This window comes from Pseudomonas sp. NFACC56-3, assembly GCF_900100025.1.
In the GTDB taxonomy this organism is placed as follows: domain Bacteria; phylum Pseudomonadota; class Gammaproteobacteria; order Pseudomonadales; family Pseudomonadaceae; genus Aquipseudomonas; species Aquipseudomonas fluorescens_AA.
On sequence record NZ_FMTK01000013.1, the window covers coordinates 131,895 to 145,014 of the forward strand.

12 protein-coding genes are annotated in these 13,120 nt (G+C 62.0%); 9 read left to right on the forward strand and 3 right to left on the reverse strand.

Going from position 1 to position 13,120, the window contains the following annotated elements; translation table 11 throughout:
* Positions 1-119 precede the first annotated feature (119 nt).
* On the reverse strand, positions 120-2,966 hold the full coding sequence (gene rapA, locus BLO80_RS18410) for an RNA polymerase-associated protein RapA (RefSeq protein ID WP_092329039.1): 2,847 nt from the start codon (positions 2,964-2,966) through the stop codon (positions 120-122).
* Between the two features lie 230 nt (positions 2,967-3,196).
* On the opposite strand from rapA, the gene BLO80_RS18415 reads away from it, so the two are divergent.
* The 3 genes from BLO80_RS18415 (at position 3,197) to ccoM (ending at position 4,055) form a co-directional block, all read left to right on the forward strand.
* Positions 3,197-3,538 carry a hypothetical protein gene (locus BLO80_RS18415; protein ID WP_060738828.1) on the forward strand — a complete coding sequence of 114 codons (342 nt, stop codon included), beginning with the start codon at positions 3,197-3,199 and terminating at the stop codon, positions 3,536-3,538.
* Positions 3,539-3,632: 94 nt separating this feature from the next.
* Positions 3,633-3,794 carry a hypothetical protein gene (locus BLO80_RS29975; protein WP_003184513.1) on the forward strand — a complete coding sequence of 54 codons (162 nt, stop codon included), beginning with the start codon at positions 3,633-3,635 and terminating at the stop codon, positions 3,792-3,794.
* Between the two features lie 144 nt (positions 3,795-3,938).
* A complete protein-coding gene (ccoM, locus tag BLO80_RS30475; RefSeq protein ID WP_025212288.1) occupies positions 3,939-4,055 on the forward strand; it encodes a cytochrome c oxidase subunit CcoM in 117 nt (38 codons plus the stop codon).
* Positions 4,056-4,297: 242 nt separating this feature from the next.
* Here the strand turns inward: ccoM and BLO80_RS18425 are convergent, their stop codons facing one another.
* On the reverse strand, positions 4,298-5,773 hold the full coding sequence (locus BLO80_RS18425) for an inorganic phosphate transporter (protein WP_092329037.1): 1,476 nt from the start codon (positions 5,771-5,773) through the stop codon (positions 4,298-4,300).
* Between the two features lie 366 nt (positions 5,774-6,139).
* A complete protein-coding gene (locus tag BLO80_RS18430) occupies positions 6,140-6,340 on the reverse strand; it encodes a hypothetical protein (RefSeq protein ID WP_003184509.1) in 201 nt (66 codons plus the stop codon).
* A gap of 572 nt (positions 6,341-6,912) precedes the next feature.
* Between BLO80_RS18430 and pcaR the strand changes: the two genes are divergently transcribed.
* The 6 genes from pcaR to pcaH all read left to right on the forward strand — a co-directional run bounded on the left by pcaR (position 6,913) and on the right by pcaH (position 13,120).
* Positions 6,913-7,755, forward strand: coding sequence for a pca regulon transcriptional regulator PcaR (gene pcaR / locus BLO80_RS18435; RefSeq protein WP_072409756.1), 843 nt, complete (start codon positions 6,913-6,915; stop codon positions 7,753-7,755).
* A gap of 140 nt (positions 7,756-7,895) precedes the next feature.
* Positions 7,896-9,242 (forward strand): 4-hydroxybenzoate transporter PcaK, encoded by a 1,347-nt coding sequence (locus tag BLO80_RS18440; protein ID WP_092253649.1) that lies wholly within the window; start codon positions 7,896-7,898, stop codon positions 9,240-9,242.
* A 297-nt stretch (positions 9,243-9,539) separates the two neighbouring features.
* Positions 9,540-10,400 (forward strand): CoA transferase subunit A, encoded by an 861-nt coding sequence (locus BLO80_RS18445; RefSeq protein WP_092329035.1) that lies wholly within the window; start codon positions 9,540-9,542, stop codon positions 10,398-10,400.
* Positions 10,397-11,176: a CoA-transferase subunit beta gene (locus tag BLO80_RS18450; protein WP_092329033.1), complete on the forward strand. Its 780-nt coding sequence runs from the start codon at positions 10,397-10,399 to the stop codon at positions 11,174-11,176. Before BLO80_RS18445 ends, BLO80_RS18450 begins: the two co-directional genes overlap by 4 nt.
* Complete coding sequence (pcaF, locus tag BLO80_RS18455; protein ID WP_175459519.1) at positions 11,173-12,378, forward strand: 3-oxoadipyl-CoA thiolase; 1,206 nt, start codon at positions 11,173-11,175, stop codon at positions 12,376-12,378. Before BLO80_RS18450 ends, pcaF begins: the two co-directional genes overlap by 4 nt.
* A 37-nt stretch (positions 12,379-12,415) precedes the next feature.
* Positions 12,416-13,120: a protocatechuate 3,4-dioxygenase subunit beta gene (gene pcaH, locus BLO80_RS18460; protein WP_092144292.1), complete on the forward strand. Its 705-nt coding sequence runs from the start codon at positions 12,416-12,418 to the stop codon at positions 13,118-13,120.

A 13,120-nucleotide genomic window follows, 5' to 3' on the forward strand; every position in this document is an offset into this window, starting at 1 on the left:
AGGGCACTTGCTCCCGCTGGAGTGCGCAGCGCTCCCCAAAAAAGGGGGCTGCTACGCAACCCAGCGGGAGCAAGCGCCCTCGCCACAGGTGAATCCCAACAGCTTTCAGGCGGTGGCAATCAGCCCGCCACCAGCACCCGAATCGCCTCCAGGCGCAACGCCGCCTTCTCAAGCATCGCCAAGCCTTGCTCGCGCTGTTGGCGCAGGGCCACCAGCTCGCTGTCGCGCACGGTCGGGTTGACCGCTTGCAGGGCGGTCAGGCGGGCCAATTCCTCGTCGGTATCGGCGGCCAGGCGGCGCTGGGCCTCGGCCACGCGTTCGGCGTGACGCGGGGCGATCTTCTCTTCGCCAGCGTTGATCCGTGGCGTGAGCTGGTCGCGCTGGGCCTGGATGAACTTGTTGGCGCTGGCGCGGGGCACGCTTTCGAGTTGGTCGTTCAGGGTTTCGAACGAGACCCGGGCGGCCAGGTCGTTGCCGTTGGCGTCCAGCAGGCAACGCAGGGCGGCCGGCGGCAGGTAGCGGCCCAATTGCAGCGAGCGCGGGGCGACCACTTCACTGACGTAGAGCAGCTCCAGCAACACGGTGCCGGGCTTTAGGGCCTTGTTCTTGATCAGCGCCACCGCGGTGTTGCCCATGGAGCCGGACAACACCAGGTCCATGCCACCCTGCACCATCGGGTGCTCCCAGGTGATGAACTGCATGTCTTCGCGTGACAGCGCCTGGTTGCGGTCGTAGGTGATGGTCACGCCTTCGTCGTCGCCCAGTGGGAAGCTGGCGTCGAGCATCTTTTCGCTCGGCTTGAGGATCAGCGCGTTTTCCGAATGGTCCTCGCTGTCGATACCAAAGGCGTCGAACAGGGTTTCCATGTAGATCGGCAGGGCAAACTGGTCGTCCTGCTCGAGAATGGCCTCCACCAGCGCATCGCCTTCACCGGCGCCGCCGGAATTGAGTTCCAACAGACGGTCGCGCCCGGTGTGCAGCTCGGCTTCCAGGCGCTCGCGTTCGGCGCGGGCCTCGTCGATCAGCGCTTGCCACTGGCCATCGTCGGCTTCTTCCAGCAAGGGCAGCAGGCGCGGGCCGAACTGGTGCTGCAAGGCGTTGCCGGTCGGGCAGGTGTTGAGGAAGGCATTCAGGGCTTCGTGATACCACTGGAACAGCCGCGCTTGCGGGCTGGTTTCCAGGTAAGGCACATGCAGCTCGATGGTGTGCTTCTGGCCGATCCGGTCCAGGCGGCCGATACGCTGTTCCAGCAGGTCCGGGTGCGCCGGCAGATCGAACAGCACCAGGTGATGGGCGAATTGGAAGTTGCGGCCTTCACTGCCGATTTCCGAGCAGATCAGCACTTGGGCGCCGAACTCTTCGTCGGCGAAATAGGCCGCCGCACGGTCACGCTCCAGGATATTCATGCCTTCGTGGAACACCGTGGCCGGGATGCCGGAGCGCACGCGCAAGGCATCCTCCAGGTCCATGGCCGTTTCGGCGTGGGCACAGATCACCAGCACCTTGGTGCGCTTGAGCATTTTCAGGGTGTCAATCAGCCACTCAACCCGCGGGTCGAAACGCCACCAGCGCTCCTCCTCGCTGGCGTCCGGCTGGGCCTGGAAGCTGACTTCCGGGTACAGCTCGGCGTGATCGCCCAACGGCAATTCGAGGTATTCGTCCGGGCAAGGCAACGGGTAGGCGTGCAGCTTGCGCTCCGGGAAGCCCTGCACGGCGGCGCGGGTGTTGCGAAACAGCACGCGGCCGGTGCCGTGGCGGTCCAGCAGCTCGCGCACCAGGCGGGCACTGGCTTCGGCATCGCCATCATTGACGGCGGTCAGCAAGGCTTCGCCTTCATTGCCCAGGAAACCCTGGATGGTCTTGTGGGCTTCGGGCGAGAGGCGGCCTTTGTCCAGCAGCTCCTGCACGGCTTCGGCCACCGGGCGATAGTTTTCGCTCTCGGCGCGGAAGGCCTTGAGGTCATGGAAGCGGTTCGGGTCCAGCAGGCGCAAGCGGGCGAAGTGGCTGTCCTGGCCCAACTGTTCCGGGGTCGCGGTGAGCAGCAACACGCCTGGGATGGTTTCGGCAAGCTGCTCGACCAGGGCGTATTGCGGGCTGACCTGGTCTTCGTGCCACACCAGGTGGTGGGCCTCGTCGACCACCATCAGGTCCCAGCCGGCGGCGAACAGCGCGTCCTGGGCCTTCTCATCGTCCACTAGCCACTCCAACGCCACCAGGGCCAATTGGGTGTCTTCGAACGGGTTGCTGGCATCGCTTTCGATGAAGCGTTCTTCGTCGAACAGCGCGACCTGCAGGTTGAAGCGCCGGCGCATTTCCACCAGCCATTGGTGCTGGAGGTTTTCCGGCACCAGGATCAGTACGCGGTTGGCGCGGCCGGACAGCAACTGACGGTGGATGACCAGGCCGGCCTCGATGGTCTTGCCCAGGCCCACTTCGTCGGCCAGCAACACCCGCGGTGCAATGCGGTCGGCCACTTCACGGGCAATGTGCAGTTGATGGGCAATGGGCTGGGCACGTACGCCGCCCAGGCCCCAAAGCGAAGACTGCAACTGGCGACTGGTGTGTTCCAGGGTGTGGTAGCGCAGGGAGAACCAGGCCAGCGGGTCGATCTGGCCGGCGAACAGACGGTCGCTGGCCAGGCGGAACTGGATGAAGTTCGACAGTTGAGTCTCGGGCAGGGTGACGACTTCGTTCTGCCCGTTGAGGCCGTGGTAGACCAGCAGGCCATCGACGTCATCGACTTCGCGCACGGTCATTTTCCAGCCTTCGAAGTGAGTGATCACGTCGCCCGGCGAAAACCGTACACGGGTAAGTGGCGCATTCCGTAGCGCGTACTGGCGGGTGTCGCCAGTGGCCGGATAGAGCACGGTCAATAAGCGGCCGTCCTGTGCCAGAACGGTGCCTAAACCCAGCTCGGCTTCGCTGTCACTGATCCAGCGTTGCCCCGGTTGATACTGCTGCGCCATGCTGCCTGACTCCCGCCTTGAAAAAGCCGGTTATCTTAACGGAAGGATCCTTCAGACCAAAGGATTTACGTACGCTGATTCATTACCAACGGCATGGAACTTACGCTTGCCCAGCGATCAAACAAGCTCGGCCCTGGTGAACGGTGCAATTGCCAACTGGGTCACAAGTTTCGGACCGGCGGTTCAAGCTGCCCCTTTAGCCGCCGACAACCTGAAGACAGGAGAACTTTATGTTGCCACCCATGCTCCCTTTGAGCGCCGTACCCATCACCGCTCAACAGGATCCGGTTCGCCAGCGACCGGACATACCGCCCGTGGTCCCGGTGCAGCAAAGCTCCAATGAAAGCACCATCGACCTGCAAAAACGCGACCCGGAAGAGACCGCGCTGCTGTTGCGCGAGGAGCAGCGTCGCCAGCAGGAGCGCGACCGACGCCGCCGCGAGGCCGATGAAGACCCGGAAGTACACCTCGCCGTACCGGGTACCGAGCTCAACGCCGACAACACCGTGCCAGTGGTGCCGCTGATAGACGACGAGACGCGCCAGGGCCTGTGGGTCGATATCCAGATCTGATCCAGGCCCCTGCCTGCACGCACAGGCTGGTCAACGCCGCCAACAGCCCGCATCATGGGCGCATCCGCAATTCACTGCACGATGCCCACACGCCATGAGCCAAGACGACAAGCTGATCGACCTCAGTGCCGAGCGCGCCAAGCGCGTTCACGACCTCAACGAAAAACGCCTCAATGAAGTCCGCCAGGCTTTCGAGCAGGCCATGCCGTTGGGTAAGCCCAAGAAAAAGCCGAAAAACAAACCGAAAAAGCGCTGAACCCCCTCGATCCATTGATGCAGATCAGTTATTTCCCCGCCTTTGCGCCCCGTCGCGGGCGTTATTGACCCCGGTCAATTTTCATCCAGGCCTGATTGGTTACCTTGAACCCATCGCAACAGGGGCAAGACCAGGAGGTCGGTCATGTTTTTCGATAATGTGGTGTTTGCCGGGGTGTTGACGGTCGGCCTCATGTTCGTGTTTTTCGCAGGCTTCGGATTATTCATCTGGAAAGACGCACACAAGCGGAAAAAACCGTAGGTCTTTCCGGCTACAACGAGCACGCAAGGCATTTTGGGCGACTTCGGTCGCCCTTTTTTTGCCGATTTCCGGTATATACAAATCAAAATGTGGGAGCGGGCTTGCTCGCGAAGGCGTTGTGTCAGTTACTCATACATTGACTGACACACCGCCTTCGCGAGCAAGCCCGCTCCCACATTGGTTTTGGGCATAAAAAAAGGTGCGAACCGCAAGGGTCGCACCTTTTTTGTCAGCCGCTGGAATCAGCTGCCGAGGGCCTTCGATGCCAGCCAGAACAAGCCGGCCGACAGGGCCACCGTCGCCGGCAGGGTCAGCACCCAGGCCAGCAGGATGTTGCGCACGGTGCCACCTTGCAGGCCGCTCTTGTTGGCGACCATGGTGCCGGCCACGCCCGAGGACAGGACGTGGGTGGTGGAAACCGGCAGGCTGAAGACGTTCGCCGCGCCAATCATGCACGCGGTGGTGATCTGGGCCGACATGCCCTGGGCGTAGGTCATGCCTTGCTTGCCGATCTTCTCGCCGATGGTCAGCACTACGCGCTTCCAGCCGATCATGGTGCCCAGGCCCAGCGCCAGTGCGACGGCCAGGATCACCCAGAACGGGGCGTATTCGGTGGTGGCGGTCAGGTCCTTGCGCAGCTTGTTCAGGTCGTCCTTCTCACGAGCTGCCAGGCCTGGCAACTTGCCAACCTTCTTCGCCGTGTCGTCCAGGCAAAGCAGGTAGCGACGAACCTCGATGCGTCGTTCCGACGGCAGCGAATGGTAGTCCGCCACGCCTTTGAGCGTGTCGAGCAGGGCATTGATGGTCGGTTCGGTCTGCTGCGGGTTGCAGCGGAATTTCTCCGGCAGATCGCCTTCCACGCTTTTGCCCAGCGCCAGGAATTCACCCAGGGACTCGTTGTTGCGTTGGTAGAACTGGCTCAAGTGCAGCGTCGCGTCTCGGGTCCGCTCGATCTGGTAGGTGGTGCTGCCCAGGTCGAGTACGAACTGCGCCGGCACGATACCGATCAGCACCAGCATGATCAGGCCGATACCTTTCTGGCCATCGTTGGAGCCGTGGACAAAGCTGACGGCCATGGCCGAGATCACCAGTACCAGGCGATTCCAGAACGGCGGGTGCTTCTTGTCGTCGATCTGGCGGCGCTGTTCCGGTGTCTTGTGCATCTTCGACAGCGGGCGCCACCATTTCAGGCCGATCAGCACCAGGGCGGCGATCAGGAAACCGGCCATGGGCGAGAACACCAGGGAGGCGCCGATATCGATCGCCTTCTGCCAGTTCACCCCGTCGGCCAACGGGATATCGTTGATCAGCGCATTGGCCAGGCCCACGCCGAGGATCGAACCGATCAACGTGTGGGAACTGGACGCCGGGATACCGAAGTACCAGGTGCCCAGGTTCCAGGTGATGGCCGCTGCGAGCAGCGAAAACACCATGGCCAGCCCGTGTCCGGTGTTCACATTGATCAGCAGCTCCACGGGCAGCAGGTGAACGATGGCGTACGCCACCCCCACGCCGCCCAGCAGCACGCCGAGGAAATTGAACACACCGGAAAAGAACACCGCCAGGTGAGGCGGCATGGCTTTGGTGTAGATAACAGTGGCAACCGCGTTAGCGGTGTCATGAAAGCCGTTGATGAACTCGAAGGCGAGGACAAAAGCCAGGGCGAGCAAGAGGCTCACAAGCACCCAAGCATCCAGTCCGCTGAATAAATCGATCATGAAGGTTTTCTGACCCGGTCGTAAGGGGGCGCGATTATGCCAGAAAACCTCGGTAATCGATGCACTGCCTGCTCACCGGTAACATTCTTCAACGAAATAATTTGTAGGAAAGCCTCAAGCCCGAGGTTTTCCGCGGGGTGCGTAACCCCTTGATTCAGGGGCGCAAAGCGCATCCGAGCAGGATCGCCGCCAGCTATAGGACGCCTCGAGGAATTGTATGAAATATCTGAAAAAGAGGTCGGCCAAGCCCCTTCCCGATTGTCGGACGGGGAGTGGATGGCGGCCCGCTCATGGCGGGCGTGCGCTATGGCCTCCGGCCAGGGTGGCGGCCGGAGACCTCTTCACAAGAACGTCGGCCCCGGAGCGTCACTGCTCTTCGGCTTTGAGTTCTTTTTCCATTTTCTGAAGTTCCTGGGTGAAGGCCTGGTCCTGAACGGTGGCGCGCTTACGCCAGGGTTTGCGTTCCGGTTCAGGTTGCGCGGCGTAGGTGGTGACTTCTCCGCCGTAAACTTCCTTGTAACGTTGTTCCTGGCGCTCAAGTTCCGCGCGCAGTTCGTCTTTCGTCACAGTTTTACCTAAATTAATTGAAGTTGAATCTGGTGATACGCACTGCATGTGGACATGCAGACGGCCACGGCACCAGAGCTGACAGCTGACGTAGCATCAGGGCTTCGCGTTGTTGCCAAACAGGGGAAGCGACCATGAAGGTGCCTCGGGCACCAGGGTCGCGACCACGATGCCTGCGTACGAATACGGTCGATTGGCCGTACCGTCGCTGTTTTGCATTATAGCGACCCAGCCGAATAACACTATCGGGAAAAAGTAAAAGGCGTTGTTGTTGTGTGAACTCATGTTTGTATGTGCAACTTGTACGGCCGCTCGCAGAAGATACCGGCTAGTGCCCTATCCAGATGCCGTTCCCGCCGACTAGTTCAATATGGCTAACATCGTCACGTCAAACCCTGTGTTGTTTCCCGCAAACTTACTATCGATCACGTCTGCGGCAGGCGCTTATTCGGGCCTGGCCTGATTGCGATTATCGGTCGACGGTTCGATAATCGAACGATCTTGGCCGGCGGCCCTTGCTTGCCCATCGGGCAGCCGCTTGAATAGCCGTCACTCCCGGGGAAGGATCAGACATGAACGACCAATTGCGCAATGCCTTCACTTCAGTCGCGCCACCGATCGTCGCCTCGCCAGCCAAGCGGATCCAGGCCCTGACCGGTGATCCAGACTTCATGACGTCCCTGGCCCGCGGGTTGGCGGTGGTTCAGGCCTTCCAGGAGCGCAAGCGGCACCTGACCATCGCCCAGATCAGCCACCGCACGGAAATCCCCCGCGCCGCCGTCAGACGTTGCCTGCATACCTTGATCAAGCTTGGCTACGCCACCACGGACGGGCGCACCTATTCGCTGCTGCCTAAAGTGCTGACCCTTGGTCACGCCTATTTGTCCTCCACGCCCCTGGCCGTTTCTGCCCAGCCGTACCTGGACCGCATGAGCGAGCAACTGCACGAAGCCTGCAACATGGCCACGCTCGAAGGCGACGACATTCTCTACATCGCCCGCTCCGCCACCACTCAGCGTCTGATTTCGGTTGACCTGTCGGTGGGCGGACGCCTGCCAGCCTATTGCACCTCGATGGGCAGGATTCTCCTGGCGGCCCTGGATGATGCGTCGCTGCGCGATTACCTCGATCACGCCGACCTGCAAGCCAAGACCAGCCGCACGTTGCACACCCCCCAAGCGTTGCTCGAGTGCCTGCAACAGGTGCGGCAACAGGGCTGGTGCATCGTCGACCAGGAACTGGAACAGGGCCTGCGTTCGATTGCCGTGCCGGTGTACGACGCTTCCGGTCAAGTGGTGGCCGCGCTCAACGTCAGTACCCATGCCGGGCGGGTCAGTCGCAATGAGCTGGAACAGCGCTTCCTGCCAGGCCTGCTGGGAGCCAGTCGCGACCTGAGTGCACAACTGTTCACTTAAGCTGTTCGATAAACGCACACAGTCGGCGGCGATGAATTGACGGTATTTGTCTGGGCTCATTAATGTCGCGCAGCGTCATCCGGCGTATTTCGCCGGTCTCTGATCGTTCGCCTGCGTTTCTTGCGTGGAATAAAAATAAAATGAACCAGCCTCAGACCTCCGTAGGCCACTGCCTCGATGTGCAGTCCTTCATCAATGCCCAACCCATTTCGCGCTATCAGTGGCGGGTGGTGATTCTCTGTTTCCTGATTGTGTTCCTCGACGGCCTCGACACTGCCGCCATGGGGTTCATCGCTCCGGCCTTGTCCCAGGACTGGGGCATCGATCGCGCCAGCCTCGGCCCGGTGATGAGTGCCGCGCTGATCGGCATGGTGTTCGGTGCGCTGGGCTCTGGGCCGTTGGCTGACCGCTTCGGGCGAAAAGTCGTACTGGTGGGCGCGGTCCTGCTGTTTGGCGCTTTCAGCCTGGCGTCGGCCTACAGCACCAACGTCGATCAATTGCTGGTATTGCGTTTCCTGACCGGCCTGGGCTTGGGCGCCGGGATGCCGAACGCCACCACCTTGCTCTCGGAATACACCCCGGAACGCAAGAAGTCCCTGCTGGTGACCAGCATGTTCTGCGGCTTCAACCTGGGCATGGCCGGCGGCGGATTCATCTCCGCCAAGCTGATACCGGCGTTTGGTTGGCACAGCCTGCTGCTGATTGGCGGGATCCTGCCGTTGATCCTGGCAGTGGTGTTGCTGTTCTGGCTGCCGGAGTCGGCGCGTTACCTGGTGGTGCGCAATCGCGGTACCGACAAAGTGCGCAAGACCCTGGCACCGATCGAGCCACACACGGTGGCCCAAGCGGCGAGCTTCAGTGTGCCGGAACAGAAAACCGTGAAAGCCCGCAACGTGCTGGCGGTGATTTTCTCCGGCACCTACAGCGCCGGCACCTTACTGCTGTGGCTGACCTATTTCATGGGCCTGGTGATCGTCTACCTGCTGACCAGCTGGTTGCCGACCTTGATGCGCGACAGCGGCGCGAGCATGGAACAGGCCGCGTTTATCGGCGCGTTGTTTCAATTCGGCGGCGTGTTGAGTGCCGTCTTCGTCGGTTGGGCAATGGACCGGTTCAATCCGCACAAGGTCATCGGCCTTTTCTATCTGATGGCCGGGTTGTTTGCCTACGCGGTGGGGCAGAGCCTGGGCAACATCACTTTGCTCGCCACCCTGGTGCTGGTGGCCGGCATGTGTGTCAACGGCGCGCAATCGGCGATGCCTTCCCTGGCGGCACGTTTCTACCCGACCCAGGGCCGGGCCACCGGTGTCTCGTGGATGCTGGGCATCGGTCGCTTCGGGGCGATCCTCGGGGCCTGGATGGGCGCGACCCTGCTGGGCCTGGGTTGGAACTTCGAGCAGGTCCTGACGGCCCTGGTCATTCCGGCGGCCCTGGCGACCACGGCGGTGGTGATCAAAGGCATGGTCAGTCATGCGGATGCGACCTGAGCCAGAGCTTAAGCCTGTAAGCAACCCTGTGGGAGCGAGCTTGCTCGCGATAGCAATGTATCAGCGACTGATGTCTGTCTGATCCACCGCCATCGCGAGCAAGCTCGCTCCCACAGGGTGGGCGCTGTGTGTTTGGATAAATCGATAGCCAAACAACAATCTGTTCGATAAACGAACACTCAGTCGATTATCGGATTGTTTGGCTTTTTCCCGAAGCTTAATCTTCCAGTCACTCCGGCGCTTAACCTCGCGCCTTTTTTCTTCATGTCGGTCTACTGGAAAACGGGAGCCTGCCCCATGGCTGAAATCCTTTCGCTGCACGACGCGGTGAAGCAATTCGTCAACGACGGCGATACCGTCGCGCTCGAAGGCTTCACTCACCTGATTCCTACGGCGGCGGGTCATGAAATCATTCGCCAGGGCAAGAAAGATCTGACCTTGGTGCGCATGACACCTGACCTGATCTATGACCAGTTGATCGGCGCCGGTTGTGCTCGCAAATTGATTTTCTCCTGGGGCGGCAACCCTGGCGTCGGGTCGTTGCACCGCTTGCGCGATGCCGTGGAAAAACAATGGCCGCACCCGCTGGAGATCGAGGAGCACAGCCACGCCGACCTGGCCAACGCCTACGTCGCCGGCGCCTCCGGCCTGCCATTCGCGGTGTTGCGGGCCTACGCCGGCTCCGACCTGCCGAAGGTCAACCCCCTGATCAAGAGCGTAACCTGTCCCTTCACCGGTGAAGTATTGGCCGCCGTGCCTTCGGTGCGCCCTGATATCACGGTGATCCACGCCCAGAAAGCCGACCGCAAGGGCAACGTGCTGCTGTGGGGCATTCTCGGTGTGCAGAAAGAAGCCGCCCTGGCCGCCAAGCGTTGCATCGTCACCGTGGAAGAAATCGTCGACGACCTGAATGCGCCGATGAACGCCTGCGTGCTGCCGACCTGGGCGCTGAGCGCGGTGTGCCACATACCGGGCGGCGCCCATCCGTCCTACGCCCACGGCTACACCGAGCGTGACAATCGTTTCTACCAGGCGTGGGATCCGATCGCCCGCGACCGTGAGACGTTTACCGCATGGATCAATGAATACATCCACGGCACTCGGGATTTCAGTGAATTCCAGGCCAGACTGGCAGCCGCTTCGCAGGTGAAACCATGACCTACTCCACCCACGAAATGATGACCGTCGCCGCGGCGCGTCGCTTGAAAAACAATGCCGTGTGCTTCGTTGGCATCGGCCTGCCGTCGAAAGCGGCCAACCTGGCGCGGCTGACCTCGTCGCCAGACGTCGTACTGATCTACGAGTCCGGCCCGATCGGTGCCAAACCCAGCGTATTGCCGCTGTCCATCGGCGACGGTGAGCTGGCGGAAACCGCCGATACCGTCGTACCGACCAGTGAGATTTTTCGCTACTGGCTGCAGGGCGGGCGTATCGACGTCGGTTTCCTTGGCGCGGCCCAGGTCGACCGTTTCGGCAACATCAACACCACGGTGGTGGGCGACTACCATCAGCCGAAAGTCCGCCTGCCGGGTGCCGGTGGCGCACCGGAAATTGCCGGCTCGGCCAAGAGCGTGTTGATCATTCTCAAGCAGTCGGCGCGTTCGTTTGTCGACAAGCTGGATTTCATCACCTCGGTCGGCCATGGCGAAGGTGGCGATTCGCGCAAGCGTCTCGGTCTGCCGGGCGCAGGGCCCGTGGGCATCATCACCGACTTGTGCATCATGGAGCCGGAAGCCGGCAGCCATGAATTCGTGGTCACCGCGCTGCACCCCGGCGTGACCCGCGAGCAAGTCATTGCGGCCACCGGGTGGGCGATCCGTTTCGCCGACCAAGTGCAAACCACCGCCGAGCCAACCGAGGTGGAGCTGCGTGCACTGCGCGACCTTGAAGCTCGCACCGCGGCGGCCCACGGCCAGGCACCGGGAGAAGCCTGATGCGCGACGTTTATATCTGTGATGCGATTCGAACCCCCATCGGTCGATTTGGCGGCGGTTTGTCCGCGGTCCGCGCCGATGACCTGGCGGCTGTGCCGATCAAGGCGCTGATGGAACGCAACCCGTCGGTGGACTGGAACGCGGTGGACGAGGTGTTTCTCGGCTGCGCCAACCAGGCGGGCGAAGACAACCGCAACGTGGCGCGCATGGCGCTGCTGTTGGCGGGCCTGCCGCAGAGCATTCCCGGTGTGACCCTCAATCGTCTTTGCGCCTCGGGCATGGACGCCATCGGCACCGCGTTCCGCGCCATCGCCAGCGGCGAGATGGAACTGGCGATCGCTGGCGGCGTGGAGTCGATGTCCCGTGCGCCGTTCGTGATGGGCAAGGCTGACACCGCGTTCTCGCGCAACATGAAACTGGAAGACACCACCATCGGCTGGCGCTTCATCAACCCGTTGATGAAAGCCCAGTACGGTGTGGACGCGATGCCGCAGACCGCCGATAACGTGGCCGATGACTACGCCGTGTCCCGCGCCGACCAGGACGCTTTCGCCTTGCGCAGCCAACAGCGCACGGCGGCGGCCCAGGCGGCAGGTTTTTTCGCCGAAGAAATCGTGCCGGTGCGCATCGCCCATAAAAAAGGCGAAACCGTGGTCGAGCAGGACGAGCACCCGCGCGCCGACACCACGCTGGAAACCTTGAGCAAACTCAAGCCGGTCAACGGGCCGGACAAGACCGTCACCGCCGGCAACGCGTCGGGTGTGAACGACGGTGCGGCGGCATTGATCCTGGCCTCGGCCGAGGCGGTGAAAAAACATGGCCTGACGCCTCGCGGCAAAGTGCTGGGCATGGCCAGTGCCGGCGTCGCGCCCAGGGTGATGGGCATCGGCCCGGTACCGGCGGTGCGCAAGCTCACTGAGCGCCTGGGCCTGGCGGTCGCCGATTTCGATGTGATCGAACTCAATGAAGCGTTTGCCAGCCAGGGCCTGGCGGTGTTGCGTGATCTGGGGCTGGCGGACGATGCGCCGCAGGTCAACCCGAACGGCGGCGCCATCGCCCTCGGCCATCCGCTGGGCATGAGTGGGGCGCGGTTGGTGCTGACGGCGCTGCACCATCTGGAAAAGACCGGCGGCAAGAAAGGCCTGGCGACCATGTGTGTCGGCGTCGGCCAGGGTCTGGCATTGGCCATCGAACGCGTCTGACGCGTCGCTCTACTAATAAGAAACAGAGGAATGCTTCATGACTGACAAGCCTGGTTATCGTCGCCCCCAAGCGGGCACCCAGCCGGAGTATCTGCACCCGCCGTACCAGTCCACCAACCTGCGCTCGCCGTCCAAGCCATTGGTGTTCCTGCCGCATTCGTTGTCGGAAATTACCGGCCCGACTGTCGGCGCCGACCGCGTGCAGGAAAAGGATCATGACCTGACCGCCCAGCATGCCGGCGAGCCACTGGGTGAGCGGATCATCATTCACGGGCGCGTGCTGGATGAGCACGGCCAGCCGGTGCCAGGCATCTTGGTGGAAATCTGGCAGGCCAACGCCGCCGGTCGCTACAACCATGACCGTGACAACCATGACGCGCCGCTGGACCCGAATTTCACCGGCACCGGTCGCACCGTCACCGACGCCGACGGCTGGTATCAGTTCCAGACCATCAAGCCCGGCGCTTATCCGTGGGGTAACCATCACAACGCCTGGCGCCCGGCGCATATCCATTTCTCACTGTTCGGGCCGAGCATTCTGACGCGGCTGGTGACGCAGATGTACTTCCCTGGCGATCCGTTGCTGGAATACGACCCGATCTACAACTGCGTGCCGGACACGAGTGCCAAGGAGCGCCTGATCGCCCGTTTCGACCTGGAAAAAACCGTCCCTCACTACGCCCTCGGTTACCGCTGGGACATCGTCTTGCGCGGCCGCGATGCCACGCCGATGGAGAAATAA